The sequence below is a fragment of the Streptomyces sp. A 4/2 genome, assembly GCF_940670765.1.
Taxonomy (GTDB): domain Bacteria; phylum Actinomycetota; class Actinomycetes; order Streptomycetales; family Streptomycetaceae; genus Streptomyces.
In genome coordinates this window covers 185,836-211,873 of sequence record NZ_CALNVW010000019.1, presented here as the reverse complement: position 1 = coordinate 211,873, position 26,038 = coordinate 185,836, and the positions used below count along the sequence as shown (strand labels likewise).

Annotated in this window: 29 protein-coding genes and 1 pseudogene; 16 read left to right on the top strand and 14 right to left on the bottom strand. The window is 70.7% G+C overall.

The window, feature by feature from the left end; genetic code table 11:
* The first annotated feature begins 227 nt into the window (after positions 1–227).
* Positions 228–1,886, top strand: coding sequence for a DNA repair helicase XPB (locus tag NBY69_RS13620; RefSeq protein WP_250301095.1), 1,659 nt, complete (start codon positions 228–230; stop codon positions 1,884–1,886).
* 155 nt (positions 1,887–2,041) lie between these two features.
* On the opposite strand, the gene NBY69_RS13615 is transcribed toward NBY69_RS13620, so the two are convergent.
* A complete protein-coding gene (locus tag NBY69_RS13615; RefSeq protein ID WP_250301094.1) occupies positions 2,042–2,197 on the bottom strand; it encodes a hypothetical protein in 156 nt (51 codons plus the stop codon).
* Between the two features lie 287 nt (positions 2,198–2,484).
* Here NBY69_RS13615 and NBY69_RS13610 point away from each other — a divergent pair, with 287 nt between their 5' ends.
* Positions 2,485–2,808 carry a hypothetical protein gene (locus tag NBY69_RS13610; protein WP_250301093.1) on the top strand — a complete coding sequence of 108 codons (324 nt, stop codon included), beginning with the start codon at positions 2,485–2,487 and terminating at the stop codon, positions 2,806–2,808.
* 57 nt (positions 2,809–2,865) lie between these two features.
* Here NBY69_RS13610 and NBY69_RS13605 read toward each other — a convergent pair whose 3' ends face one another.
* Entirely contained in the window at positions 2,866–3,435 is a 570-nt protein-coding gene (locus NBY69_RS13605) for a TetR/AcrR family transcriptional regulator (protein WP_250301092.1), read from the bottom strand.
* 93 nt (positions 3,436–3,528) lie between these two features.
* On the opposite strand from NBY69_RS13605, the gene NBY69_RS13600 reads away from it, so the two are divergent.
* Positions 3,529–4,458, top strand: a complete 930-nt coding sequence (locus NBY69_RS13600; RefSeq protein ID WP_250301091.1) for an NADP-dependent oxidoreductase — start codon at positions 3,529–3,531, stop codon at positions 4,456–4,458.
* Positions 4,459–4,508: 50 nt separating this feature from the next.
* Here the strand turns inward: NBY69_RS13600 and NBY69_RS13595 are convergent, their stop codons facing one another.
* Positions 4,509–5,099 (bottom strand): TetR family transcriptional regulator, encoded by a 591-nt coding sequence (locus tag NBY69_RS13595; RefSeq protein WP_250301090.1) that lies wholly within the window; start codon positions 5,097–5,099, stop codon positions 4,509–4,511.
* Between the two features lie 218 nt (positions 5,100–5,317).
* On the opposite strand from NBY69_RS13595, the gene NBY69_RS13590 reads away from it, so the two are divergent.
* Positions 5,318–6,229 carry an SDR family oxidoreductase gene (locus NBY69_RS13590; protein ID WP_250301089.1) on the top strand — a complete coding sequence of 304 codons (912 nt, stop codon included), beginning with the start codon at positions 5,318–5,320 and terminating at the stop codon, positions 6,227–6,229.
* Between the two features lie 215 nt (positions 6,230–6,444).
* Positions 6,445–8,568, top strand: coding sequence for a UvrD-helicase domain-containing protein (locus tag NBY69_RS13585; protein WP_250301088.1), 2,124 nt, complete (start codon positions 6,445–6,447; stop codon positions 8,566–8,568).
* Positions 8,569–8,748: 180 nt separating this feature from the next.
* Here NBY69_RS13585 and NBY69_RS13580 read toward each other — a convergent pair whose 3' ends face one another.
* Positions 8,749–9,438 (bottom strand): copper homeostasis protein CutC, encoded by a 690-nt coding sequence (locus NBY69_RS13580; protein WP_250301087.1) that lies wholly within the window; start codon positions 9,436–9,438, stop codon positions 8,749–8,751.
* Positions 9,439–9,661: 223 nt separating this feature from the next.
* On the opposite strand from NBY69_RS13580, the gene NBY69_RS13575 reads away from it, so the two are divergent.
* Positions 9,662–11,893, top strand: a complete 2,232-nt coding sequence (locus NBY69_RS13575) for a heavy metal translocating P-type ATPase (protein ID WP_250301352.1) — start codon at positions 9,662–9,664, stop codon at positions 11,891–11,893.
* 206 nt (positions 11,894–12,099) lie between these two features.
* Positions 12,100–12,738: a hypothetical protein gene (locus NBY69_RS13570; RefSeq protein WP_250301086.1), complete on the top strand. Its 639-nt coding sequence runs from the start codon at positions 12,100–12,102 to the stop codon at positions 12,736–12,738.
* 31 nt (positions 12,739–12,769) lie between these two features.
* Here the strand turns inward: NBY69_RS13570 and NBY69_RS13565 are convergent, their stop codons facing one another.
* Positions 12,770–13,021 (bottom strand): hypothetical protein, encoded by a 252-nt coding sequence (locus tag NBY69_RS13565; RefSeq protein ID WP_250301085.1) that lies wholly within the window; start codon positions 13,019–13,021, stop codon positions 12,770–12,772.
* A gap of 128 nt (positions 13,022–13,149) precedes the next feature.
* Here NBY69_RS13565 and NBY69_RS13560 point away from each other — a divergent pair, with 128 nt between their 5' ends.
* Together NBY69_RS13560 and NBY69_RS13555 are read left to right on the top strand one after the other, a co-directional pair.
* Positions 13,150–14,361 (top strand): Cmx/CmrA family chloramphenicol efflux MFS transporter, encoded by a 1,212-nt coding sequence (locus tag NBY69_RS13560; RefSeq protein ID WP_250301351.1) that lies wholly within the window; start codon positions 13,150–13,152, stop codon positions 14,359–14,361.
* Between the two features lie 123 nt (positions 14,362–14,484).
* Complete coding sequence (locus NBY69_RS13555; RefSeq protein ID WP_250301084.1) at positions 14,485–15,087, top strand: Uma2 family endonuclease; 603 nt, start codon at positions 14,485–14,487, stop codon at positions 15,085–15,087.
* Positions 15,088–15,143: 56 nt separating this feature from the next.
* On the opposite strand, the gene NBY69_RS13550 is transcribed toward NBY69_RS13555, so the two are convergent.
* Both NBY69_RS13550 and NBY69_RS13545 read right to left on the bottom strand, forming a co-directional pair.
* Positions 15,144–15,413, bottom strand: a complete 270-nt coding sequence (locus NBY69_RS13550; RefSeq protein ID WP_250301083.1) for a DUF4031 domain-containing protein — start codon at positions 15,411–15,413, stop codon at positions 15,144–15,146.
* On the bottom strand, positions 15,410–15,760 hold the full coding sequence (locus tag NBY69_RS13545; protein ID WP_250301082.1) for a hypothetical protein: 351 nt from the start codon (positions 15,758–15,760) through the stop codon (positions 15,410–15,412). The genes NBY69_RS13550 and NBY69_RS13545 overlap by 4 nt, the downstream gene beginning before the upstream one ends.
* 107 nt (positions 15,761–15,867) lie before the next feature.
* Here NBY69_RS13545 and NBY69_RS13540 point away from each other — a divergent pair, with 107 nt between their 5' ends.
* The 3 genes from NBY69_RS13540 to NBY69_RS13530 all read left to right on the top strand — a co-directional run bounded on the left by NBY69_RS13540 (position 15,868) and on the right by NBY69_RS13530 (position 19,548).
* Complete coding sequence (locus NBY69_RS13540) at positions 15,868–16,791, top strand: MurR/RpiR family transcriptional regulator (RefSeq protein ID WP_250301081.1); 924 nt, start codon at positions 15,868–15,870, stop codon at positions 16,789–16,791.
* 146 nt (positions 16,792–16,937) lie between these two features.
* Positions 16,938–17,903 carry an N-acetylmuramic acid 6-phosphate etherase gene (gene murQ, locus NBY69_RS13535; protein WP_250301080.1) on the top strand — a complete coding sequence of 322 codons (966 nt, stop codon included), beginning with the start codon at positions 16,938–16,940 and terminating at the stop codon, positions 17,901–17,903.
* Between the two features lie 49 nt (positions 17,904–17,952).
* A complete protein-coding gene (locus NBY69_RS13530; protein WP_250301079.1) occupies positions 17,953–19,548 on the top strand; it encodes a PTS transporter subunit EIIC in 1,596 nt (531 codons plus the stop codon).
* Positions 19,549–19,661: 113 nt separating this feature from the next.
* Here the strand turns inward: NBY69_RS13530 and NBY69_RS13525 are convergent, their stop codons facing one another.
* The 5 genes from NBY69_RS13525 to NBY69_RS13505 form a co-directional block, all read right to left on the bottom strand.
* Positions 19,662–20,018 carry a hypothetical protein gene (locus tag NBY69_RS13525; protein ID WP_250301078.1) on the bottom strand — a complete coding sequence of 119 codons (357 nt, stop codon included), beginning with the start codon at positions 20,016–20,018 and terminating at the stop codon, positions 19,662–19,664.
* Positions 20,019–20,086: 68 nt separating this feature from the next.
* Positions 20,087–20,503 (bottom strand): PIN domain-containing protein, encoded by a 417-nt coding sequence (locus NBY69_RS13520; RefSeq protein WP_250301077.1) that lies wholly within the window; start codon positions 20,501–20,503, stop codon positions 20,087–20,089.
* Positions 20,500–20,724, bottom strand: a complete 225-nt coding sequence (locus tag NBY69_RS13515; protein ID WP_250301076.1) for a type II toxin-antitoxin system VapB family antitoxin — start codon at positions 20,722–20,724, stop codon at positions 20,500–20,502. Before NBY69_RS13515 ends, NBY69_RS13520 begins: the two co-directional genes overlap by 4 nt.
* A gap of 216 nt (positions 20,725–20,940) precedes the next feature.
* Positions 20,941–21,150, bottom strand: coding sequence for a hypothetical protein (locus tag NBY69_RS13510; protein ID WP_250301075.1), 210 nt, complete (start codon positions 21,148–21,150; stop codon positions 20,941–20,943).
* The gene (locus tag NBY69_RS13505; protein ID WP_250301074.1) at positions 21,147–21,362 is read right to left on the bottom strand and encodes a hypothetical protein; all 216 of its coding nucleotides are present in this window, start codon (positions 21,360–21,362) and stop codon (positions 21,147–21,149) included. Before NBY69_RS13505 ends, NBY69_RS13510 begins: the two co-directional genes overlap by 4 nt.
* A gap of 113 nt (positions 21,363–21,475) precedes the next feature.
* Here NBY69_RS13505 and NBY69_RS13500 point away from each other — a divergent pair.
* Positions 21,476–22,314, top strand: a pseudogene (locus NBY69_RS13500) (helix-turn-helix domain-containing protein).
* Positions 22,298–22,621, top strand: a complete 324-nt coding sequence (locus tag NBY69_RS13495) for a DUF397 domain-containing protein (RefSeq protein ID WP_250301073.1) — start codon at positions 22,298–22,300, stop codon at positions 22,619–22,621. Before NBY69_RS13500 ends, NBY69_RS13495 begins: the two are co-directional and overlap by 17 nt.
* On the opposite strand, the gene NBY69_RS13490 is transcribed toward NBY69_RS13495, so the two are convergent.
* Positions 22,605–23,465, bottom strand: a complete 861-nt coding sequence (locus tag NBY69_RS13490) for a helix-turn-helix domain-containing protein (RefSeq protein ID WP_250301072.1) — start codon at positions 23,463–23,465, stop codon at positions 22,605–22,607. The genes NBY69_RS13495 and NBY69_RS13490 overlap by 17 nt on opposite strands.
* A 134-nt stretch (positions 23,466–23,599) precedes the next feature.
* Here NBY69_RS13490 and NBY69_RS13485 point away from each other — a divergent pair, with 134 nt between their 5' ends.
* A complete protein-coding gene (locus tag NBY69_RS13485) occupies positions 23,600–24,325 on the top strand; it encodes an alpha/beta fold hydrolase (RefSeq protein WP_250301071.1) in 726 nt (241 codons plus the stop codon).
* A gap of 85 nt (positions 24,326–24,410) precedes the next feature.
* Here the strand turns inward: NBY69_RS13485 and NBY69_RS13480 are convergent, their stop codons facing one another.
* Positions 24,411–25,085: a hypothetical protein gene (locus tag NBY69_RS13480; RefSeq protein WP_250301070.1), complete on the bottom strand. Its 675-nt coding sequence runs from the start codon at positions 25,083–25,085 to the stop codon at positions 24,411–24,413.
* A gap of 239 nt (positions 25,086–25,324) precedes the next feature.
* Here NBY69_RS13480 and NBY69_RS13475 point away from each other — a divergent pair, with 239 nt between their 5' ends.
* Positions 25,325–25,966: a DUF1326 domain-containing protein gene (locus tag NBY69_RS13475; protein WP_250301069.1), complete on the top strand. Its 642-nt coding sequence runs from the start codon at positions 25,325–25,327 to the stop codon at positions 25,964–25,966.
* Positions 25,967–26,038: the final 72 nt, after the last annotated feature.

Sequence of the window (26,038 nt, the reverse complement as noted above, 5' to 3'; positions counted from 1 at the left end):
GATTGATGGCGTGAGGCATGTCGTCAGACCGGCCCTGGCGTCAGAATTTGACCCTACTGCCACTCCAACGACATTGCACAGGGTGTGATCCGGTCGTCACCCCGACGAGTTCCCGCGCCCGGTACGCCCACCGCACCCCGCACTCAGCCGCGCGGCGACCGCGCCATGCGCGACACTGGTGGTTTGGCCCGTACGGAAAGGCCTCACTGCGCGAAGGGACTCACCGCGTGAATGGACCGCTCATCGTCCAAAGCGACAAAACCTTGCTCTTGGAGGTGGACCACGAGCAGGCCGACGCCTGCCGCCGGGCCATCGCGCCGTTCGCGGAGCTGGAGCGTGCGCCGGAGCACATCCATACCTACCGGCTGACCCCGCTCGGTCTGTGGAACGCCCGTGCCGCCGGGCACGACGCCGAGCAGGTCGTGGACGCGCTCGTCGAGTTCTCCCGCTATCCCGTGCCGCACGCGCTGCTCGTGGACGTCGCCGAGACCATGGCCCGCTACGGCCGCCTCACCCTCTCCAAGCACCCGGTGCACGGGCTGGTCCTCACCTCGACCGACCGGCCGGTCCTGGAGGAGATCCTGCGCTCGAAGAAGGTCGCGCCGCTGGTCGGTGCGCGGCTCGACCCGGACACGGTCGCCGTGCATCCCTCCGAGCGGGGGCAGATCAAGCAGACGCTGCTGAAGCTGGGCTGGCCCGCCGAGGACCTGGCCGGGTACGTCGACGGCGAGGCGCACCAGATCGATCTGGCCGAGGACGGCTGGACCCTGCGCCCGTACCAGAAGCAGGCCGTCGAGAACTTCTGGCACGGCGGCTCCGGCGTCGTCGTCCTGCCCTGTGGCGCGGGGAAGACGCTGGTCGGCGCCGGTGCGATGGCCGAGGCCAAGGCGACCACGCTGATCCTGGTCACCAACACCGTCTCGGCCCGCCAGTGGAAGCACGAGCTGGTGAAGCGGACCTCCCTCACGGAGGACGAGATCGGTGAGTACAGCGGTACGAAGAAGGAGATCCGCCCGGTCACGATCGCGACGTACCAGGTGCTGACGACCCGCAGGAAGGGCGTCTACCCGCACCTGGAGCTCTTCGACTCGCGCGACTGGGGTCTGGTCATCTACGACGAGGTGCATCTGCTGCCCGCCCCCGTCTTCAAGTTCACCGCCGACCTCCAGGCCCGCCGCCGGCTCGGGCTCACCGCGACGCTCGTACGGGAGGACGGCCGCGAGTCGGACGTCTTCTCGCTGATCGGGCCCAAGCGGTTCGACGCGCCGTGGAAGGAGATCGAGGCGCAGGGATACATCGCGCCCGCCGACTGTGTCGAGGTCCGGGTCAATCTGACGGACACCGAGCGGCTCGCGTACGCCACCGCCGAGGCGGAGGAGAAGTACCGTTTCTGCGCGACGACCGCGACCAAGCGGAAGGTCACGGAGGCGCTGGTCCGTAAGCACCAGGGGGAGCAGACCCTGGTCATCGGCCAGTACATCGACCAGCTCGACGAACTGGGCGAGCATCTGAACGCGCCGGTCATCAAGGGCGAGACGTCGAACGCGCAGCGCGAGAAGCTCTTCGGCGCGTTCCGCGAGGGCGAGATCAGCGTGCTCGTCGTCTCGAAGGTCGCGAACTTCTCCATCGACCTGCCCGAGGCGACGGTCGCGATCCAGGTCTCGGGAACCTTCGGCTCACGCCAGGAGGAGGCACAGCGGCTGGGACGCGTGCTGCGCCCGAAGGCGGACGGGCACGAGGCCCGTTTCTACTCGGTGGTGGCGAGGGACACGATCGACCAGGACTTCGCGGCGCACCGCCAGCGGTTCCTGGCCGAGCAGGGGTACGCGTACCGGATCGTGGACGCGGACGATCTGCTGAGCGGGTCGGGGGACGGGGCTGCGTGAGGCGTACCGGCCGGAGCGTGCACGTCACCGTGCGCGTGTGTGAGCACGTGCGCGTGCGCGTCAGCCTGTGCCTGTCAGCGCGTGCGCGTCACGTATCCCTGTCAACGCGTGCGCGTCACGTATCCCTGTCAACGCGTGCGCGTCACGTATGCCTGTCAACGCGTGCGCGTCACCACATGTCCGTCGCTGTCGTGCTCGCCGAGGATGACGACGCTGAACACGGCGGAGGCGAACGCCTTGACCGCGCGGATCGTGCTGCGGACGGGGTGGGCGGCGTCGGTACGGGCCTGAGTGCTGGCTGCTGTGGTCATGGCTCCATGATGATTTTCCGGCCCTCCGGAAACGTCCGGCTGGGGTCGGAACGTAAAGGGCCGTCGCCTACGACTCAAGGTCCATACGATCCCCTACGGGAGGATGGGCCGACCGGTACCTGAGGACAGGAGCCACGCCCTGTCCACCCATGGGACTCCGACACTCGGCTGCACGGACCCGACAGCCGACCGCGCGGACCCGGAAGCCGTCCGCGCCCCGGTTCCGCGGCCGTCCGAGTCATGGCACCGGTTCCCAGTACGGAACTGTTCACGCGAGGAATGCGTTCATGAATTTCGTTATCGCTCTATCCGTCATTATCATCGCGTCCCCCATCGCCTATATCGTTCACCTTTTCAAGCGCACCCAAAAAATCATGTCACAGGGGCGAGACATCAAGGCCCTGGTGGAGGATGTCCGTCACGTCGGCTCGAATGACAGCGGGAGCATCGAAATAAGATACCGGCTTTCATGGCGGGAGGACGGTGCAACCAGGCACGTGGAAGGCAGGGACACCATTTCCGCTGTTCGCTTTCCGAAGGTACAGAAAGGCTGCGAGGTCGATATCAAGTACCTGGACGATGACCACATTCTGCTTGTTTTCGACAAGTAGACAGCCATCGGGCCGAGTCGAGGGCCGTCCCGGTTCACCACACCGGCTCCGCTCGCGTCAGCACAAGGCGCCGGCCGCCCGCAGATCACCGAACGCCTGCCGCGCGACTTCACCGAAGCCGTCGCCGTCCGTGGTGCCGCTCCAGCGCTCATGGGCGATCTTCAGAGCGAGCGCGCTCAGTTCCGCGGCCACGCACGCCGTCAGGTCGGGAACGCCGCGCCGCTTGAGCGCGTCGGTCATCGCCGCGACAAGACCGAGGCCCTTCAGCGCTTCGCGTTCCCGCAGTTCCGGACTGGCGGCGATCACCGCCCCCCTGCGGGCGGTGAATTCACGCCGCTCGGGTGTGAAGGCTTCCCTCCCGACCGTGTCCAGGGCATGCATCACGGCTTCGAACGGTGTGGCGCTCGCGGGCGCCGCGACGATCCCCTCGACGAGCAGCCCGGTCACCGCTTGCCCGCCGAAGAGCACTTCCCGCTTGTCCTGGAAGTGCCGGAAGAAGGTGCTCTTCGTCAGCCCCGCACGCTCCGCGATCTCGATCACCGTCGTGCGCTCGTAGCCCCGCTCCTCGAACAGTTCGACGGCGGCGACAACGAGTCGCTCTGATGCGTTGGGTTGCCAGCGGGCCATGAGGAAAGCCTACGGCACTTGGTCCCGTCACTCATGTACGGTGATGGGACCAAGTGCCGTCACGGTTCCGTGTGTCCATCTGGAGGTACGCCCATGAGTCGAGCCGTCATCTATCAGACGTTCGGAGACCCCGAGGTGCTGGAGCTGCGGGACGTTCCGGAACCGCACGCCGGACCGGGCGAAGTGCGCGTCCGCGTGTCGGTCGCCGGTCTGAACCCGATGGACTGGATCGTCTCCTCGTCGCCCGAGGCGGCGGCGATGTTCGGCGTCACCGCGCCGGCCGGCTTCGGGTACGAATTCGCCGGTGTCGTCGACGAGGCCGGGCCCGGCGCCGACGGCTTCGCCGTGGGTGATCGCGTCTACGGAGGAGCGATGGCGAAGGCCGCCGCCGACTTCCTGGTCGTGGGGGCTCCGGCCCAGGCGCCCGACGCGCTGTACCGCACACCGGACGGCATCAGCGACGAGGTGGCTGCCACGCTTCCGGTGACCGGACTGACCGCCGCCGCCGCTCTCCAGGCGATCGGCCTGCGGGCCGGTGACACCGTCCTGATCGGCGGCGCCGCCGGGGGTGTGGGCGTGTTCGCCGTACAGCTCGCGAAGCTCGCCGGCGCCAGAGTGATCGGGACCGCCTCGGAGGGCACGTTCGATTTCCTGCGGCAGTTGGGCGCCGAGCCCGTGACGTACGGCCCGGGGCTCGCGGACCGGGTGCGGGCGCTGGTTCCCGACGGCGTGACCGCCGCGACGGACCTGTTCGGCACGGAGACCGCCGGGGCCGCGCTCGCCCTCGGCGTACCGCCCGAGCGGATCTCCACGATCGCCGCGGGCCCGAACCCTCCCGGCGGCGTGCGCGCGACCGGGGGCAGCGACGCCGGGCCGGCCGACCTGGACCGGATCACCGGGGCGATCCTCGCCGGCCGGATCACCGTGCCCATCGCCGCGACCTTCCCGGTCGAGCAGATCCGTGACGCCGTGGCGCTGCAAGCCGCACGCCACACCCACGGCAGGATCCTGCTCACGCTCTGACCACGCCTCCACCCGCACCGCCGCGCCCCGGCCGCCGGGGCGCGGCGGTGTCAGCTTTCGGGCTGCTCCTGCGCCGGCGGGACGGGCTCGGAGAGGGTGTGCAGATCGTCGAAGGCCTGGAGGACATGTGCGTCCAGGCTCCGCGCGGAGTCGGCGATCCAGGCTTGCGCCGCGTGGTGGAAGGTGGCCCAGCCGGTGCGCGCGGCCAGGTCGGCCAGCCGGTCGGGGACGTGGCGCAGACGTAGCGCCTCCGCCACGGCTTCGGTGAGGGCCGCGCCCTTGGCCAGGTCGCGCTCCCGGAGCACCGGAGTCCTGGCGATGACCGCCAGCCGCGGCTCGGCGAACGGGCGGTTGTCCTCAAGGACGCGTCCGGCTTTCCGGAAGGCGCACAGCAGAACACCGAGTGGCTGCAGGCCGTCGGGGGCGTCGGCGATCTCCTGCGTCAGCGCGGCGCGCAGGTCGGCCTCGCCGTCGAAGAGCACCTCGCGCTTGTCCGGGAAGTGCCGGAAGAAGGTGCGCTCGTTGACGCCTGCCCGAGCGGCGATCTCGGCCGTGGTGGTCCGGTCGAACCCGCGCTCCTGGTACAGCTCCAGAGCCGCCTGCTTGAGGCGGCTGCGCGCTTCTGCTCCGCTTCTCGGCATCCCTCGAAGATACCGCACACGCCAGTGACTGGCACTACTTGACGCCAGTCACTGGCGCTACGTAACGTCAGTGACTGGCGCTACCGGGACGGTGGCTGCCAGGGCGCGCATGCGACGCGTCGCTGCGCCGCCGCCCTCGAAAGGCAGGCCGTTACCGCCTCACCCGCCACCGGACCCGTTCGGCCACCCCGGTGCACACATCCACAGGGAGAGCGTTCATGCAGATCTTCGTCACCGGCGGTTCCGGCCAGACCGGCCCCGCCGTCGTCGCCGAGCTCGTCGCGGCAGGCCACCACGTCACCGGGCTGGCGCGCTCGGATGCCGCCGCCGCCCGGCTGGAGTCGCTGGGCGCCACACCGCACCGCGGCTCCCTGGACGACCACGACAGCCTGCGCCGTGGCGCCGAGGCCGCCGACGGCGTCCTGCACATGGCGTACGGCGGCGACTTCTCCGACCTCGACGACATGATGCGGCGCGACCGGACCGCGATCGAGGCCCTCGGACGGCCGTTGGAACACTCGGGCAAGCCGCTCGTCATCACCTCGGGCACGCTGGTCATGCCCGCCGGCCGGGAGACCACCGAGAACGACGAGCCCGACACGGCCGGGATCGCGGCCTTCCGTATCGCGGGCGAGCGAGCCGGCCTGGACTTCGCCACCCGGGGAGTACGCGCGAGCGTGGTCCGCCTCGCTCCCACCGTGCACGGCCCCCAGGACCACGGCTTCATCCCCATGCTGATCGCCACCGCACGGAAGACCGGCGTCTCGGCCCACGTCGGCGACGGCACCAACCGGTGGCCCGCGGTCCACCGGCTCGACGCAGCGGTCCTGTTCCGCCTGGCAGTGGAGCAGGCTCCGGCGGGCAGCGTGCTGCACGGAGTGGCCGAGAGCGGCGTCACCATGAAGAGCATCGCGCAGACGATCGCCCGGGGCCTGGACCTGCCGACGGTCTCGCTGACCCCCGACGAGGCCGCCGGGCACTACGTCAGCCCGTTCATGGCCACGGTCTACGGCTTCGACGCGCCCGTCTCCAGCGCTCACACACAGGAGCTGCTCGGCTGGTCGCCCACCAACCCGACCCTGCTCGAAGACCTGGAGTACGGCGACTACCTGGCCGCACCGGCCTCCTGACCCGCACGCCGTTCCGGACGGCGTTCCGGACGGCGTTCCGCACGCCGTTCCGCACGCCGTTCCGGACGGCGGGGCTCCGGCGAAATCCGTTCGCCCCCACCCCTGCCCGGTGACTACAATCGCCCCTTCCCCGCCTCCCCCAGGGAGCGTCGCCGTCCGGCCGGAACCGGAGGCTGCCACGCCGTGATCAGCCGTACCCGCCCGGAGGCAACACCGTGCCCACGCACGTCCCGCAGGACACCCCCGACGATCCGCACGACAGCGCACTCACACACGCACCGGCCCCCCGCGACGGCGCCCCCGACGATCCGCTCGCACGCGAACGCGCCCACCTCACCGGTTCGCGCGCGGCCCTGCGGGCGATGCGCGAGGACGTCGAAGGGCTCGACATCCGCGACGTCACGGCGAACTGGGTCAACGCGGCGGTCCTCTCCGCACAGATGGATGAACGCATCAAGGCGCTCGCCGATCTCGCCCACACCCCGCTCTTCTTCGGGCGGCTCGACTACCTGCACACCCCCGGCGCCGACCTCGCCGAAGGAGCCGAGGGGGAGCGCTTCTACATCGGCCGGCGCCATGTGCACGACGCCGACGGCGACCCGATGGTGATCGACTGGCGCGCGCCGGTCTCCCAGCCCTTCTACCGGGCGTCGGCCAAGAACCCCATGGACATCGGGCTGCGGCGCCGTTTCGGCTACACCGCCGGTGACCTCACGGCGTACGAGGACGAGCACCTCACCTCCCCGGCCGTCGGCGACCAGCAGACCAGCAAGCTGCTCCAGGCCGAGATCGAGCGGCCCCGCGTCGGACCGATGCGGGACATCGTGGCGACGATCCAGCCGGAGCAGGACGAGATCGTACGGTCGGACCTCGGCGGCACCGTCTGCGTGCAGGGCGGGCCCGGCACCGGGAAGACCGCCGTCGGCCTGCACCGGGTCGCGTATCTGCTGTACGCGCACCGCGAGCGGCTCGCCCGCACCGGCACCCTGGTCATCGGGCCGAACAAGTCATTCCTGCACTACATCGAGCAAGTGCTGCCCGCGCTGGGTGAGTTGGACGTCAAGCAGGCGACGGTCGACAGCCTCGTGACGGCCGTCGAGGTCAAGGGGGCGGACGCCGCCGACGCCGCCGTGATCAAGGGCGACGCCCGGATGGCGGAGGTGCTGCGCCGGGCCCTGCGCTCGCACGTGACCGTGCCGACCGAGCCCGCCGTGGTCGTCCGGGGTTCCCGCCGCTGGCGCGTACCGGTGTACGAACTCGAAGAGATGGTGCGCGAGTTGCTGGCCCGCGACATCCGGTACGGCGCCGCCCACGACGCCCTCCCGCAGCGCATCGCGCACGCCGTGCTCGTACGGATGGAGGAGGCGGGAGAGGCCCCCGACGACCGGGTGCAGAACGCGGTGGCCCGTAACCCCGCCGTGAAGGCCGTCGTCAAGTCGGCCTGGCCGCAGGTCGATCCGGCCAAGCTGGTGCTGCGGCTGCTCTCCGACGCGGAGTTCCTGGCCGCGCACGCGGAGGGCATCCTGACCGACGAGGAACAGAAGACGATCCTCTGGGTGAAGCCCGCCCGGTCGGTGAAGTCCGCCAAGTGGTCGCTCGCGGACGCCGTACTGATCGACGAGGCGACCGACCTGGTCACCCGTACGCACTCGCTGGGCCATGTCGTGCTCGACGAGGCCCAGGACCTCTCCCCCATGCAGTACCGCGCGGTGGGCCGCCGCTGCACGACCGGTTCGGCGACGGTCCTCGGCGACCTCGCGCAGGGCACCACGCCCTGGGCGACGTCGAGTTGGGACGAGGCGCTGCGGCATCTGGGCAAGGGCGACGCGCACGTGGAGGAGCTGACGGCCGGTTTCCGCGTGCCGCGCGAGGTCATCGCGTACGCGTCCCGGCTGCTGCCGCACATGTCGCCGGGGCTGGCGCCGGTCTCCTCCGTACGGGAGAACCCCGGCTCGCTGGAGGTGCGGCCGACGGCGGACCTGGACGCGGCGGCCGTCACCGCCTGCCGGGACTCGCTGCGCCACGAGGGCTCGACCGGCCTGATCGCCGCCGACGCGCGCATCCCCGCGCTGGCGGAGGCGCTGACGGCGGCGGGGCTCGCGTATCTCGACCCCGGTGAGGAGACCAGCGCCGAGTCCCGGCTGACCCTGGTGCCCGCGTCGCTCGCCAAGGGCCTGGAGTACGACTACGTGGTACTGGACGAGCCGTCCGCCGTGGTCGACGGCGAACCCGACGAACGGACCGGCCTGCGCCGCCTGTACGTCGCCCTCACCCGGGCGGTGTCCGGCCTGATCGTGACGCACGCGACGGAGCTGCCGGAGCAGCTCGGCGCACTGTGAGTCCCAGCGCTATGAACTCAGTGCTATGAACCTCAGCACTGTGCACCCCAGGGCCGTGAACCCCGCCCGCGTACGGACCGTCTGAAGAACTGCGGCCACCTTCCGGCCCGGCCGGGCCGGAAGGTGCGGCAGCCTCAGAGGTCACCCAGCAGCCTCAGGGGCTGTACTGCCGGGCGGGCCTCAGGCGTCCAGCGCTGCCCGCCACTCCCGTACCGCGTCCGCGTCGACCGGCAGTGACCACCCGGACGGCCGGGCCGCCCCGCCGATGTGGAACGCGTCGATCCCGGCCGCCCGCAGCTCCGGCAGGTGGCCGAGCCGGAGCCCGCCGCCCACCAGCATCCGCGCCTCGTACCCGGGCTCTCCCGCGCGCGCCGCCTCCGCGAGCAGCGTGGGCATCCCGTCGGACACACCGGACGGGGAGCCCGCCGTGAGGTAGGTGTCGAGGCCGGGCAGCGCGGCGAGTTCCTTGCGGAGCGCGTCGCGGTCGGCCGCGCGGTCGATGGCCCGGTGGAAGGTCCACGGGCAGCCTTCGAACTCCGCGACGAGCCGCTCGACCGCGACCAGGTCGGGGTTGCCGTCGGCGTCCAGGAAGCCGAGTACGAACTGGTCGGCGCCCTCGCCGCGCAGCGTCCGCACCTGCTCCACGAGCGCGTCGACGTCCCCGGCGGCGAACCCGTCCGCCAGGCGCAGCATCACGCGCAGCGGGATGTCGACGGCCGCGCGGATCGCCGCGAACGTCTCGCGGGTCGGCGTCAGCCCATCGGCTGCCATGTCGGTGACCAGCTCAAGGCGGTCGGCACCACCGGTCTGGGCGGCGACCGCGTCCTCGGCGGAGAGCGCGATCACCTCCAGAACTGCACGGTTGCTCATCAAATCCCCATCTTCGTGAGCCATAGGTCTAGTCCAATAGACAGCCTACGGTCCTGATTCCTGTCTCCGCAGCTTGCACTGTCAACGGGCGTCCCTTGCATCCCATACCCTTGGGGGGTATACATGAAGGAAGAGATACCCCCCATGGGTATGACTCCAGGATCCCGAGGAGGAGACCGTGTCGGCACCGACAGGAACCCAGGTCGAGCTCGCCATCGGGGGGATGACCTGCGCCTCGTGCGCGGCCCGTATCGAGAAGAAACTCAACCGCATGGACGGGGTCGAGGCCACCGTCAACTATGCGACGGAGAAGGCACGCGTCTCCTTCGGGGAGGGCGTGGACGTCTCCGACCTGATCGCCACGGTCGAGAAGACCGGCTACACGGCCGCCGAACCGGAGCCCCCGGCACCCGCACCGGTAACCGACCGGGGTACGGAGTCGGGTCCCGAGGGAGCCGAAGGGGCCGGGGCCGCCGATCCCAAGCTGGCCGCGCTCCGGCAGCGTCTGCTGGTCTCCGCGCTGCTCAGCCTGCCGGTCGTGCTGCTCGCGATGATCCCCGCGCTGCAGTTCGACAACTGGCAGTGGCTGTCCCTCACCCTCGCCGCGCCGGTCGTCGTCTGGGGCGCGCTGCCCTTCCACCGCGCCGCCTGGACCAATCTGCGGCACGGCGCCGCCACCATGGACACGCTCATCTCGGTCGGCACGCTCGCCGCGTTCGGCTGGTCGCTGTGGGCCCTGTTCTTCGGTACGGCCGGGATGACCGGCATGACCCACCCGTTCGAGCTGACCATCGGGCGCAGCGACGGCGCGGGCAACATCTACCTCGAAGCCGCCGCGGGCGTGACGACGTTCATCCTGGCCGGCCGGTACTTCGAGGCCCGCTCCAAGCGCAAGGCGGGCGCCGCGCTCCGGGCGCTGCTGGAACTGGGCGCCAAGGAGGTCACGGTCCTGCGCGGCCCGGCCGAGGTCCGGATCCCCGTCGCCGATCTGAAGCCCGGTGACCACTTCCTGGTCCGCCCCGGCGAGAAGATCGCCACCGACGGCCGGGTGATCGAGGGTTCGTCCGCCGTGGACGCCTCGATGCTCACCGGCGAGTCCGTACCCGTGGAGGTCGCCCCGGGCGACCCGGTCACCGGCGCCACCCTCAACGCGGGCGGACGCCTGGTCGTCGAGGCGACCCGCGTCGGGGCCGACACCCAGCTGTCCCGAATGGCCCGGCTCGTCGAGGACGCCCAGAACGGCAAGGCGGCGGCCCAGCGGCTCGCCGACCGCATCTCGGCGGTCTTCGTGCCGGTCGTCATCGCCCTCGCGCTGGCCACGCTGGCCGGCTGGCTGCTGGTCACCGGCGACCCGACGGCCGCCTTCACCGCAGCCGTGGCCGTACTGATCATCGCCTGCCCGTGCGCCCTGGGCCTGGCCACGCCGACCGCGCTGATGGTCGGTACGGGACGCGGGGCGCAGCTCGGCATCCTGATCAAGGGCCCTGAGGTACTGGAGTCGACGCACCGCGTGGACACCATCGTGCTCGACAAGACGGGCACCGTGACGACGGGCCGGATGACCCTGCTCGCCGTGCACCCGGCCGCCTCCACCGACGAGGCGGAGGTCCTGCGGCTGGCAGGCGCCCTGGAGCACGCGTCCGAGCACCCGATCGCCCAGGCGGTGGCAGCCGGTGCGACCGAGCGGGTCGGCGCGCTGCCCACCCCCGAGGACTTCGTCAACCTCGCCGGGCTCGGCGTGCAGGGCGTGGTGGACGGCCACGCGGTACTGGTGGGCCGGGAGAAGCTGCTCGGCGAGTGGGCGATCACGCTGCCCGCGGAGCTGGCACAGCTCAAGGCGGAAGCCGAGGCCGCAGGGCGTACGGCTATCGCGGTGGCCTGGGACGGCGAGGCGCGGGCGGTACTCGAAGTCGCCGACGCGGTGAAGGAGACCAGTGCGGAGGCCGTACAGCGGCTGCGCGCCCTGGGGCTCACCCCGATCCTCCTGACCGGTGACAACAAGGCGGTGGCCGAGTCCGTGGCGGCCCAGGTCGGCATCGACGAGGTGTACGCGGAAGTCCTCCCGCAGGACAAGGTCGACGTGGTCAAGCGGCTCCAGGCCGCGGGCCGGGCGGTCGCGATGGTCGGCGACGGCGTCAACGACGCGGCGGCTCTCGCCCAGGCCGACCTGGGCCTGGCCATGGGAACCGGCACGGACGCCGCGATCGAGGCGGGCGACCTGACCCTGGTCCGCGGCGACCTGCGGGCGGCGGCCGACGCGATCAGGCTGGCGCGGCGGACCCTGGGCACGATCCGGTCGAACCTGTTCTGGGCCTTCGCGTACAACGTCGCGGCGCTTCCACTGGCGGCGGCGGGGCTGCTGAACCCGATGATCGCGGGGGCGGCGATGGCCTTCTCGTCGGTCTTCGTGGTGGGCAACAGCCTGCGGCTGCGGGGGTTCAAGGCCCAGGCCTGACCGCTCTACCGGAGGGGCTTGGAAATCAAGCCCCTCCGGCGATTTCGTTCTGCCCGGCCGGGCGAGCCGCTCAAGCCCCTCCGGCGATTGAGGAGCGGGGTCCGGGGCGGAGCCCCGGCAACGGCCCGCACCGCACCGCACCAGCACACCCGCACCGGCACCCGCACCCGCACCCGCACCGCAACCCGCACCCTCACAATGGCCAGATGCCCGAAGACCTCCGCACCCACTGGCACCACACCCTCACCGCAGCCCGCGACGGCGCCACCACCCCCGACCCGGCCCCGTACGCCGAGAACCTCCTCGCCCGCTGGGCCGAACCGCACCGCAAGTACCACACCACCGCCCACCTCACCGCGGTCCTCGACCACATCGACACCCTCGCCGACCACGCCGCCGACCCGGCCGTCGTACGGCTCGCCGCCTGGTTCCACGACGCCGTGTACCGCCCCGACCGTTCGGAGAACGAGGAGCGCAGCGCGCAGCTGGCCGAGCGGGCGCTCGCCGAGGCGGCGGTCCCGGTGGACCGTACGGAGGAGGTGGCCCGGCTGGTCAGGCTGACCGTGGGCCACGATCCGCAGCCCGGCGACACCAACGGCGAGGTGCTCTGCGACGCGGACCTGGCCATCCTGGGCACGGCCCCCGCGGCGTACGCGGCCTACGCGGCTGCCGTCCGGGAGGAGTACGCGTTCGTCCCCGACGAGGCGTTCCGCGAAGGGCGCGCTGCGGTGCTGCGCGAACTGCTCGGGCTGCCCGCCCTGTTCCGTACGGCCCACGGGCGGGCGGTGTGGGAGACGCGGGCGCGCCAGAACCTGGCCACGGAACTGGAGCTGCTCACCCTCTGAGAGCCGGGCGGCGGGGCGGTCCGGCCCACCCTCAGCGGCAGACCTCGCCCCGGCTGCGCGCGTTCGCCAGCGCGTTCCGTGCGACGAGTTGCTCACGCGCAGTAGTCACCCGCAGGAAAGCCGCCGGGCAGATCCACTCCGGACCGCCCGCCGGCGGGCGGAGGCGTACGAAAGCGCCGTCGCGCCCGATGACCTCGCCGACCTTCTCGCGCCGGGTGTCCATGACGTACGAGCCGTGCACCGGCCCGCCGTCCGCCTCCTGGGCGTCTGTGCTCACCGTCATGACTCTCTCCTCCCCCAACTCCCCCGTCGCATGCACAGCGTGACCACGCACCACCCGGCCGCCCGGGAATGTCGTCTGCCACCCGGCTGTTGCCACCTGGCGTGTCCGATACGAATGAACGCGCCCGCCTGCCCCTCGCCGTCCGCATCCTGGGCCTGGCGGTCTTCGCCCTGGGCACCAGCGAATTCATGCTGTCCGGGCTGCTGCCGGACATAGCCGACGACATGAACGTGTCCATCCCCCGGGCCGGGCTGCTGATCTCGGCCTTCGCGATCGGCATGGTGGTGGGCGCCCCGCTGCTCGCCGTGGCGACGCTGCGGCTGCCCCGGCGCACCACCCTGATCGCCCTCATCACGGTCTTCGGCCTCGGCCAGGTGGCCGGTGCGCTGTCCCCCAACTACGCGATGCTCCTCGTCTCCCGGGTGGTCAGCGCGTTCGCCTGCGCGGGCTTCTGGGCCGTCGGCGCGGCGGTGGCCATCGCGATGGTGCCGGTGAACGCCCGCGCCCGCGCGATGGCGGTGATGATCGGCGGCCTGTCGGTCGCCAACGTCCTCGGGGTCCCCGCAGGAGCGTTCCTCGGCGAGAGCTTCGGCTGGCGCTCGGCGTTCTGGGCGGTCGGCGTGGCCTCCGCGGTCGCGCTCGCCGGGGTGGCCACGCTGATCCCGAAGATCCCGCTCCCGGCGGAACGGCCCCGGCTCCGCAGCGAACTGGCCATCTACCGGGACCGTCAGGTCTGGCTCTCCATCGTGATCACCGCGCTCGCCGCGGGCGGGGTCTTCTGCGCCTTCAGCTATCTGGCACCGCTGCTGACGGATGTGGCGGGCCTGGCCGACAGCTGGGTGCCGATGGTCCTCGCGCTCTTCGGGATCGGCGCCCTGGTCGGTACGACGATCGGCGGCCGGGTCGCGGACGCGCACCTCTTCGGTGTGCTGCTGACCGGGATCGCCGCGTCGACGACGTTCCTGGTGGCCCTCACGCTGCTGGCCCACTACTCGGCCGCCGTGGTGATCCTCTCGTTCCTGCTGGGCACGTCGGCCTTCTACACGGCCCCGGCGCTGAACGCCCGGATGTTCAACGTGGCGGGCGCGGCCCCCACCCTGGCCGGTGCGACCACGACGGCCGCCTTCAACCTGGGCAACACGGGCGGCCCCTGGCTGGGCGGCGTGGTGATCAGCGCGGGCCTCGGCTACGCGGCGACGGCCTGGGCGGGCGCGGCGATGACGGCGGTGGCGATCGTGGCGGTGGCGGTGTCCCTGCGGCTCCAGAAGAAGTCGGGGTCGCTGGTGGTGGCCCGGTCGTCGGACCTGGCTGCCGAGCCGGTCACGGCGGACTCCGTCTGACCGGACGGGGGCGGGGTCGGTGCGTCGTTCACTCGTCCGTGGGACGCTGAGAACAACGGCACTGTGCTGCAGTGCAGTCGATCTACGCTCGCCCCGTCAGGCCCACCGGAGAAGGGAGTCGCGATGACCGCCGCGATGGCCGAGAACGACCGGATGCCGCACCGTCGTCCCTGGGACGACCTACTGCGGGCCTGGCGGGAGCTGGACGTGCCCGAGGGGTGGCGCGCCGAGATCGACGGAGGGCAGATCGTCGTGGTACCGCCGCCGCACGCACATCACAACGGCATCGCTGCAAAGGTGCAGCGCCTGCTGTACCGCACTCTGCCCGAGGAACTGGAGATCTATCAGACCCTCGGCATCCACATCGCCCCGCTGGACAAGCTCTACGTGCCGGATCTCGTCGTCATGCCGACCGCGCTGATCGATGCGGCCGATCCGGACACCAGCGACCCCGTCGACGCGGCCGAAGCGCTCCTGGTCGTCGAGATCACCTCGAAGAGCAATGCCAAGGACGACCGGACCAAGAAGCTCTGGTCCTACGCCCACGCGCCCGTCCCCACGTACCTCCTGATCGACCGGTTCGACGAGCACGGCCCGACGGCCACGCTGTTCACCACGCCACTCAACGGGGCGTACAAGCACAGCGAGCGCGTCCCGTTCGGGGAGCAGATCAAACTGCCGGAGCCGTTCGGCTGCCTGCTGGACACCGCCGCCTTCCCGGGCTGATCCGGACTGATCCGAAGCGGACCAGGCCGATCCGGACCGGGCGAACAGCGCGGGCCCTACGCCGCCGGCCGCCCCTTCGGCCGTCGCAGTCCCGCCCCCGTCAGCCTCCGTACCAGTTCCTTCGAGCCGATCTCGACCGCTCCCGCCGCCACCGCGTCCGCGTACCGGTGCGACGGCAGGTCGTAGTGGTCCCGTTCGAAGGCGCGCGGCGGGCAGCCCAGGCCGGCCGCGAACGTGTGCAGTTCCTCGTACGAGACGTCGCTGACCAGGTGCGACCACATCCGGCCGTGGCCCGGCCAGGTCGGCGGGTCGATGTACAGCGTCATGAGAGCGAGCCCACCGGGGCCACGATCACGGCTTCCTTCGCGCACACCCAGTGCGGGTCGGGGCCCAGTTCGGGCTCGACCTCCAAGGCGTGAGGTTCTTCGCAAACAGGACAGAGCGGCCAGCGACCGTGCTCCTCCAGGAGCGCGTCCTGGACGTCCTGGGCGACCAGCCCGGCGACGAACTCCACGCCGTCCGGCCACTGCTCGACCCACCAGCGCCGGTGCGCCACCGCGTCCTCCACCAGCGACACGACGTCCGCTTCCGCCACATCGCGCCGGGCGAGGTCGGCGAGCACCTTGGCGCGCGCTTCGTGCAGGGACTGTTCCAGGGGAGTCACGGGATCCATGGCTCCATTGTCCCCGCTCGCACGGAAGGGCCCCGGTCGCGCAGGAGAGGGGATCGGCATACCGAGGGGGGGTTGACGACACCCGGGACCGAAAATATCTTTCAGAGGTGACCAACAATGTGAAGGAAATTTTCACCGACACTTCCGCCCCACCCGCCCCCGCTGCCCTGGCGGCCAAGGTCCGCACCCTCGCGCCGTCCATGACCCGCTCGATGCAGCTGGTCGCCGAGGCCGTGGCGGGCGACCCGGCGGGCTGCGCGGCCCTCACAGTCACCGGTCTCGCCGAGCTCACCGGCACCAGCGAGGCCACCGTCGTCCGTACCGCCCGCATCCTCGGCTACCCCGGCTACCGCGACCTGCGCCTCGCGCTCGCCGGGCTCGCCGCCCAGCAGCAGTCGGGGCGGGCCCCCGCGGTCACCGCCGACATCGCCGTCGACGACCCGATCGCGGACGTCGTCGCCAAGCTCGCCTACGACGAGCAGCAGACCCTCGCCGACACCGCCGCCGCGCTCGACACCGTCCAGCTCGGCGCCGCGGTCACCGCGCTGTCCGCCGCCCGCCGGATCGACATCTACGGCGTCGGCGCCTCGTCCCTGGTCGGCCAGGACCTCGCCCAGAAGCTGCTGCGCATCGGCCTGATCGCGCACGCGCACTCCGACCCGCACCTCGCCGTCACCAACGCCGTACAGCTCCGCTCCGGCGACGTGGCGATCGCGATCAGCCACTCGGGCTCCACCGGTGACGTCATAGAGCCGCTGCACACCGCCTTCGAGCACGGCGCGACGACCATCGCGATCACCGGCCGCCCGGACGCCCGCGTCTCGCAGTACGCCGACCACATACTCACCACGTCCACGGCCCGCGAGAGCGAACTGCGGCCCGCCGCGATGTCCTCCCGTACCAGCCAACTGCTGGTCGTGGACTGCCTGTTCATCGGGGTCATGCAGCGGACGTACGACCGGGCGGCCCCTGCGCTGTCCGCCTCGTACGAGGCACTCGCCCACCGCCACACCCCGCGCAGCAACCGCTGACCGCCGCGCAGGGACCACCGCGCACGCACCGCCGCGCACGCACCCGCCGCGCAAGCACCGTCGCTCCTGACGAACCGCCCCAAGCCGCACTGCCCCTGCCGAACCGCTCCTGCTGAACCGCTGAACCAGAAAGAGCCGCACACATCATGACCTCCACCACCCCCGCCTCCGCCTCCGACTCCGGCACCTACGGCGCGCTCCGCGCCCAGCTGGCCACCCTCACCACCGAGGCGTTCCGGCCCGAGCTGGCCGAGATCGACCAGCTGCCCACCGAGGAGATCGCCCGGCTGATGAACGGCGAGGACACCAGCGTCCCGGCCGCCGTCGCCGCGCGCCTCCCGGAGATCGCCGCCGCGATCGACGCCACGGCCGCCCGCATGGCCCGCGGCGGCCGGCTCGTCTACGCGGGCGCGGGCACCGCGGGCCGGATGGGCGTGCTGGACGCCAGCGAGTGCCCGCCCACCTTCAACACCGACCCGTCCGAGGTCGTCGGCCTCATCGCGGGCGGCCCGACCGCCATGGTCAGGGCGGTCGAGGGCGCCGAGGACTCCAAGGAACTCGCCGCCCAGGACCTGGACGCCCTGCAGCTCACCGCGGACGACACCGTCGTCGGCATCTCCGCCTCCGGCCGCACCCCGTACGCGATCGGCGCGGTCGAGCACGCCCGCGCCCTCGGCGCCCTCACCATCGGCCTGTCCTGCAACGCGGACAGCGCGCTGGGCGCCGCCGCCGAGCACCCCATCGAGGTCGTCGTCGGCCCCGAGCTGCTCACCGGCTCGACCCGCCTCAAGGCGGGCACCTCGCAGAAGCTCGTGCTCAACATGCTCTCGACGATCACCATGATCCGGCTGGGCAAGACGTACGGGAACCTCATGGTCGACGTCCGGGCCTCCAACGAGAAGCTCCAGGCCCGCTCCCGCCGCATCGTCGCGCTCGCCACGGGCGCCGACGACACGGAGATCGAGGCCGCGCTGACCGCCGCCGAGGGGGAAGTGAAGACCGCCATCCTCATCGTCCTGGGCTCCGTGGACGCCCCCACCGCGACACGACTCCTCGAAGAGAACAAGGGTCACCTGCGCGCCGCACTCAGTTCCACCCCCCGCACCAGTTGAATCTGGAACCCCCGCACCACCTGAACCAGAACCAAAGGCACCACGCACCATGAGCACACCCGAAGACAAGAACCGCGCCACCGCTGCCGCGATCCTGCCTCTCGTAGGCGGCGCGCAGAACGTCACCTCCGCCGTCCACTGCATGACCCGGCTCCGGCTCGGCCTCGCCGACCGTTCGCTCGTGCAGGAAGAGGCGCTGAAGGCTCTGCCCGCCGTCATGGGTGTGGTCGATGACGACACGTACCAGATCGTGCTGGGCCCCGGCACGGTCGCCCGGGTCACGCCGGAGTTCGAGGCACTGGTCGCGGAGGGCCGCACCGCCACCGCACAAGCCGCCACCGCACAAGCCGCCGCCACGACCGCCCCGGCCGCGACTCCCCCCAGCGCCGCCACCCCCACCGCTCACACGGCCGACGAACTCGCCGCCCAGGGCGCCGCCATCAGGGCCGCCCGCAAGGCGAAGAACGCGACGCCGTTCAAGCTCTTCCTGCGCAAGATCGCGAACATCTTCGTCCCGCTGATCCCCGCTCTCATCGGCTGCGGCATCATCGCCGGGATCAACGGCCTGCTGGTCAACGCGGGCTGGCTGCCCGGCATCACCCCGGCGCTCGCCGCGATCGCCTCCGGCTTCATGTCGCTGATCACGGTGTTCGTCGGCTACAACACGGCGAAGGAGTTCGGCGGCACCCCCATCCTGGGCGGCGCGGTCGCGGCGATCATCGTCTACGCGGGCGTGACGAACGTGTCCGCCTTCGGCGAGAAGCTCTCCCCCGGCCAGGGCGGCGTGCTGGGCGCCCTGGGCGCGGCGGTCCTCGCGGTGTACGTGGAGAAGTGGTGCCGCAAGGTCGTACCGCAGTCCCTGGACGTCCTGCTCACGCCGACGATCACGGTGCTGGTCTCCGGCCTGGTCACCCTCTTCGGCCTGATGTTCGTGGCCGGTGAGATCTCCACCGCCATCGGCGACTTCGCCACCTGGCTGCTGGCACACGGCGGCGCGGGCGCGGGCTTCATCCTCGGCGGGCTCTTCCTCCCGCTGGTGATGCTGGGTCTGCACCAGGCCCTGATCCCCATCCACACCACCCTGATCGAGCAGCAGGGCTACACCGTGCTGCTCCCCATCCTCGCCATGGCGGGCGCGGGCCAGGTCGGTTCGGCCATCGCGGTCTACCTCCGCCTCCCGAAGAACGTATCGATCCGCCGGACCATCAAGTCCGCGCTCCCGGCGGGCTTCCTGGGCGTGGGCGAGCCGCTGATCTACGGTGTCTCGCTCCCGCTGGGCCGCCCGTTCATCACGGCGTGCATCGGCGGCGCGTTCGGCGGCGGCTTCATCGGCCTCTTCAACCAGCTGGGCACCACGGTCGGTTCGACGGCGATCGGCCCGTCCGGCTGGGCCCTGTTCCCGCTGCTCAAGGGCGACCACACGCTGCCCACCTCGATCGCGATCTACGCGGGCGGGCTGCTGGCCGGGTACCTCGCGGGCTTCGTGGCGACGTACTTCTTCGGCTTCAGCCGCACCCTGCTCGCGGAGTTCAACGTGAACACCGAGGAGACGGCCTCGGATGCCACTTCGCCGCTGCTCCCCGGCAACGGCACGGACCCGGGCCCGGCGGACGGCGGCCCACTGAAGGAACCGGCCGGGGTCTGACCATACGGACCGTACGGCCAGCACGGACCCGACGCACGAGGGCGGCACCCCTGAGGGTCAGGGATGCCGCCCTCGGCCGTCGTACCGTCCCGGCCCCGGCCCACCAGCCCGGCTCACCACCACCGCTTCGCCGCTTCGACGCTGTCCCCGCCACTGGTGTTGAACGCGAGGGCGGCCCCCGGAGCGTGCCGCCGCACCAGGTTCACGACCTGCTCGAAGAAGGTCAGCAGCGGCTCCGGCTTGCGGATCCCACCCCCGATGACGACGACGTCCCACGCCCGCGCACTCAGCGCCGCGACCATCACGGCCTCGGCCGTCCCGTCCAGCGCGACCAGCGTCATCACCGCATCGACGCCGTACTCACCGAAGCGGGCCAACTCCTCGTCGAGCGCGGCACGCAGGACGCCCCCGTCCATGCCGGGGACGGGGACGGAGTGCGGGTCGATACCGAGTACGAGTACGGAGGTCATGCCCGGGGTGACGGTTGCCGGGGTCGGCGCGGTTCCACGCCTGACCGACCACGGCCACAACGGCTGTCTCAGACAGGACCGTCGTGCACATTGCGCTGACGAAGCTCAACCGCGAAGCGAGCTGCGGTCACGAAGTCGTTGTCGTCGTGAAGAACCGTGAGTCCGTGATGGGCCGCAGTCGCGCAGACCATGAGATCGACGGCCGACAGAGCTTGATGCGCACCGTTCTCGACAGCACGCCTATGCAGGCTACTGACCCACCGAGCTGCCGACTTGGGAAGGGGAACGTCGTCGTAGAGGTCGGTGAACATGGCCTCGTACGCGACGTACTCCTTTGGTCCACGCGCCGACCTCAGAAACTCCGCGCGCTGCGGATAGCAGGAGCGGACGTCGCCATCCGTAGCCGACTCCCGCCACACAGCGTGGAGATCCTTGTCCCGCAGCATGCGCCAGAGCGCAGAGGAATCCAGCAGATAGCCACTCACTGCGAGAAGGCTCCCTTGTCTGCACGATGCGCGGCCTCGGCCCCTTCCAGGTCCCAGTCCTGGGCAAGCTCGAAGTATTTGTCGTAGGCAGCTGCCCGCGCCAACCGCTTGTTGTACTCCTCCAGTGCCTGCGCAACCGCTGCCGTCTTGGTCCGATGGCCACCCAAGCGCTTGGCCGTGTCCAGAGCGTCGTCATCGATGTCGATATGCGTGAGAGACATGACCGAACCTCCTTCGATGTACATGAAACGACCTACTCTTTCTCTTGAGTGTACATAAATGGCCCGCTCCGGCCCGCCGATCGAAATCCCGAGATCACCTCCTGCCACCTTCCGGACAGCGGCACGCGTCCACACACTGTCCGAAAGCCGTCCGACGGCAAGAGGCAGACCGACCAGGACCCCGCGGCGGCTTCTCCCCCGCGGGGCCCGCCCGTATCACGGCAGCCTCCCCGCCCGGTTGATCTCCCGTACCCGCGCCCGCAGTACCTCCCCGAGCGGCGCGTCGGTCACGGCCTCCGGGGGACAGTCCCATTCCAGGCCACCGCCCACCGGCCGCAGCTGTACGTAACCGCCCTCGCGTGCCATCACCTGCCCGACCCGTCCGTTCCGCGCGTCGATCGCGTACTCCACCGGCTGACCGTTCATGACCGCACCTCCCGCAGCGCGTCCGCGAGCCTCAGCGCCGTGTCGAGATTGCAGCGACCCAGCTCCACCAGCGGAAACGGGTCGCTGCTCGCGTACGACAGCAGGTCCACCCGCAGCGACGGGAGCACCACCCCCACCCCGGCGAACCCCGCTCGCAGCTGGTCCACCGCATCCTCCGCCGCCTTGAGCCCCTCGCTCGCCGCCCTCACCATGACCACTGTCCTCCACTCTGTGTATTGCTCTGCCACACACAGCGTGTCCAGATCCGGCTAGCCTGAACAGTACAAAAGGCCCAACAACTCCGTGCGTTCAGCCAGGAGGCACCATGTCCGGCCCGAAACCACTCGATCCGTCATCTTCTCCGCGCGCTCTGCTCGGCGCCGAGCTGCGTCACCGCGCGAGCGCGCGGGCTTCACCCAGGAGGAACTGGGCGCCCCGCTCTTCGTGAGCGGCTCGTTCATCGGCCAGCTCGAAGCGGGCACCCGCCGCATGCAGCCGGAGTACGCCTCCCGGATAGACGAAGTCCTCGGCACGGAGGGTTTCTTCGCCCGGAACTGCAAGGCGGCGAACAAATCCAAGTACCCGGACCACTTCGCGGAGGCGGCGGAGGCCGAGGCACACGCGGAGACCATCAAGGAGTACGCGCCCCAGCTCATCCCGGGCCTGTTGCAGACGGAGGCGTACGCCCGAGCGGTGTTCCGCGCGTACCAGCCGACGGCCACGGAGGACGTGATCGACGAACTGGTGGAGGCCCGACTCGAACGCGGCCACCTCCTCGACGATCCAACACGGCCGTTGTTGTGGGCCGTTCTGGACGAGGCGGTACTCCGCCGGGCCACGGGCGGCCCGAAGGTGATGGCGGAGGCGCTGCGGAAGGTGGCGGAGATGATCCGCCGGCATCGGGTGATCGTGCAGGTGTTGCCGTTCGCGGCGGGTGCGCACGCAGCCCTGGACGGCGCACTCAAACTGATGGCCTTCTCCGATGCTCCCCCGCTGGCCTATCTGGACGGCCCAGGGTGGGGGCAGTTGGAGGACGGTCCTGCCACCGTTGCTCGACACGAACTGACTTACGATCTGCTCGGGGCCAGCGCATTGTCACCGGAAGCTTCCCTGGCCCTGATCGAATCAGTGGCAGAGGATTACGAACATGAAGACCAGCCCTGAGTACGACCTGTCCACGGCAACCTGGCACAAGTCCAGCTACAGCGGCGGCGAGGGTGGTAACTGCCTGGAGATCGCCACCTGGCACAAGTCCAGTTACAGCGGCGGCAGCGGCGGCGACTGCCTCGAAGTAGCCACCTGGCGCAAGTCCACCCACAGCGGCGGCGACGGCGGCAACTGCCTCGAAGTCTCCGACGACCACCCCGGTGTCGCCCCCGTCCGCGACTCCAAGACCCCGGACACCCCGGGGCTCGTGTTCCGGGCGGCGGCCTGGGCCGCGTTCGTGGAGGACGTCAAGAGCGACCGGTAACGCGCCGGGCGCCGACGTCCGTGGTGCCTTGTGCGGCGGAGGCGAGGAGGGCCAGTTTGTCGGCGCTGTCGGTGCCGGGGTCCGGGTGGTAGATGACGAGCGACTGGCCCACCGCGCCGCCGATGCCCAGCCGCTCCCGGTTCAGCGACAGACCGCCGACCTGCGGGTGGTCCAGGTACTTGGGTTCGCCCGCGCACGCCTCCACGTCGTGGCGCGCCCAGAGTCGGCTGAAGTGGGGGCTGGCGAGGGAGAGTTCGCCGACCAGCTCGATGAAGCGGGGGTCGTCGGTGTCGGTGCCCACGGACTCGCGGAAGCCCGCGACCATGCCCCCGGTGGCGTTCTCCCAGTCCGGTACGAGGGCCTGTTCGGCGGGGTCGAGGAACACGTCCCGCAGCCGGTTGGCCCCCACCACGAGGCGCGGTGACAGGGCCGTCGCCAGGGCGTTGGCGGCGAGTACGTCGAAGTAGCGGCCTTCGACCAGCGCGGGCAGCGGGAGCGTGGCGACGAGCTTCGCGATGCCCGGGGGAACGGTCTCCTTCCGGCGGCGGCGCCGGTTCCGCCGGGGTCTGTCGGCGCCGAGGCGCAGCAGGTACGCCGTCGCGTCGTCGTCGAGCCGGAGGACGCGGGCGAGGGATTCCAGGACCTGTACGGAGGGGTTGCGGTCGCGACCCTGTTCCAGGCGCAGGTAGTAGTCGGCGCTGATGCCCGCGAGCATCGCGACCTCCTCCCGGCGCAGCCCCGGCACGCGCCGTACCCCGTGCACGGGGATACCGGCCTGGTCGGGGGTGACCAGCTCACGGCGGGCGCGTACGTACGCGCCCAGCAGGTTCGGTCCGTCGGTCATCTCTCCACTGTAGGGACGCCATCGCGCGCGTGCCTGGCCCTGTCACCCCCAGGGTCGCGGGGGCCCTGGCTCGGTCGGCGTCTCGGCGGCAGCGTGGTCGGCGCCCCACCGGACCGACCTCAAGGAGCGCAATCATGTCCACGTATCTGCTGGTACACGGCGCCTGGCACAGCGGAGAGTGCTGGGAGCGGGTGGTCCCGCTGCTGACGTCGGCCGGGCATCGGGTGATCGCCCCGTCGCTGACCGGCTTCGGCGACAAGGCACATCTGCTCGGCCCCGAGGTGGGGCTCGACACCCACGCCGACGACATAGCCCGGCTGATCACGACGGAAGACCTCACCGAGGTGGTACTCGTCGGGCACAGCTACGCGGGCCTGGTCATCTCGTCCGCCGCCAACCAGGTCCCGGACCGGATCGCGGCTCTGGTCTACCTGGATGCGATGGTCCCGGAGGACGGCGAGAACGCGGTCGACGCCCTTCCCGCGAGTCAGACCGGGATCAACCTCGCGCTGACGTCCGACAGTGGCTGGCGGGTTCCGCCGCTCCCCGAAATGCCGCCGCCCATGGGCCTGTTCGGGGTCACCGATCCGACGGACGTCGCCTGGCTGCGCACGATGCTGTCGGATCTGCCGGTGCGCTGCCTCCAACAACCGGTCCGGTTGGACAACCCCGCCGTGCGCACGATCCCGAGGACGCACATCCACTGCACGGTCGGCCAACCGGCAGGCATCAGCCGGCGCCCCATCCCCGCGATCCAGCCCAACGGCACGCCGTCACAGGTGTGGGAACTGCCGACCGGCCACGACTGCATGGTCACCATGCCGGTCGAGCTGGCCGAACTCCTGCTCAGGCTGGGCTGACTCGGACGCACGCAGTTCTGCCACCCGGGGATGCCGGGATGCCTGGGAAGCCGGGATGCCGGGGATGCCGGGGATGCCGAGGGCGTTATTTGATCTTCGCGGCGACGGTACGGACGAACTCAGGGAGTACATCGTCCCGCCAGGCGAAGGGTGCCGCATCCTGCTCGCCCTTGAAGGTCACGGTGGTCTGCCCGCCCACGGAGAACAGCAGCGGACCTTTACGGCAGTGCCAACTGCCCTCGGCGAGCCCGGTGATGACACAGCGGTCCGCGCCCCCCGCTCCCTGGGGGGTCTTGATTCCTGACCCGACACGGTCGTCGTAGCCGGCAATCAGCTTGGGGTCGGCCACGGCCTCGATGCGGAGCCAGAACTGGGTAGCGGCGTAGGTCTCGCCCGGGAGGCGCATGCTGTAGAGGCACTGGCCGGACTCGGACGCGTCCCTCGCCTTCCACGAGGAGTCCGCAGCGAAGTCCTTGATCGACAAGGCGTAGACCGGGCGGCTTTCCTGCCCGATGTCCTTGGCGTCAGGGAAGATCGCCTTGATCTCCTTCTGGTCCACGAACGAGCACGCGTCCGGCCACCGATTCGCGGCCAGGATCGCCCCGTCCTTGAGTTCCGGAATGTTGGCGGCCACATCCCGGGGGGCGGCCTTGCCTATCGCGACACCGCCCGCGAACGGCCAGTTCGTGACGGCCAGGAGCACCAGCAGGACGACGATCGAGATCAGCAGGGTGATCACTGTGGCTCTGTTCTTCCGCATGGCGGCCGATTGTCCCCCGAGGAGCGGCTGACCGTCGACCTCATCCGCATCCCCATCCGCAGCCGCACCCGTACCCGCCGCACAGAGTGCGATATGCCAACTTGCCTGACATTCGGGCGAATTGGGGCCGCTACCACCGGCACCCACATACCCCCCACGGGTAATTGACGCAGCCGCGAGCGCCGGGCTAGCCTCACCTCCGACAGATACCCCCGGCGGGTATCAGGAGGAGGAGAGCAATGAGCGAGACGAACTGGCACCTCAAGGGCGAGTGGTTCGACGTATGCAGCTGCTCGACGCCCTGCCCCTGCACCTTTGCGCAGGCTCCGACGGACGGCGCCTGCCTGTTCACGCTCGTGTGGAAGATCCACGAAGGGCACTTCGGGGATGTACGGCTGGACGGCCTGGGCATCGTGGCGCTCGGCGAGTTCGCCGGGAACATGTGGGTGAACGACCCCGACGCCACGATGACGGCGATGTTCTACATCGACGCGCAGGGCACGCCGGCGCAGCGGGACGCCCTGGAGGAGATATTCCGTGGCAACGTCGGAGGGTGGCCGGGGAAGTTCGGCTCACTGATCAGCGAAGTGCGCAGCGTGCAGTACGCCCCGATCCTCTTCGATGCCGCACCGGATCTCGCGTACTGGCGCGCGACCGTGTCCGACAAGGTGAGCGTGGGCGCCACGGCGCTGACCGGCCCCACCTCGGACCCCGGGCGCCGGGTGCAGCTGATCAACGCCCCCGGGGCGGAGGTGGGACCGGGTCAGGTGGCGACCTGGGGTGTGGTGAGCGCGGACCACGCCGAAGGCTTCGACTTCTCCCGCGAATACCGTGGCGGGTCCAGCAAGCACTTCCCGTTCGACTGGCGGCCGGACGCGTAGCGGTCCGCGCCCTCGGCTCACTCTCGGACCTCTGGCCGCCCGGCGTGCGGCCAGAGGTCCCGCGGCATCCGG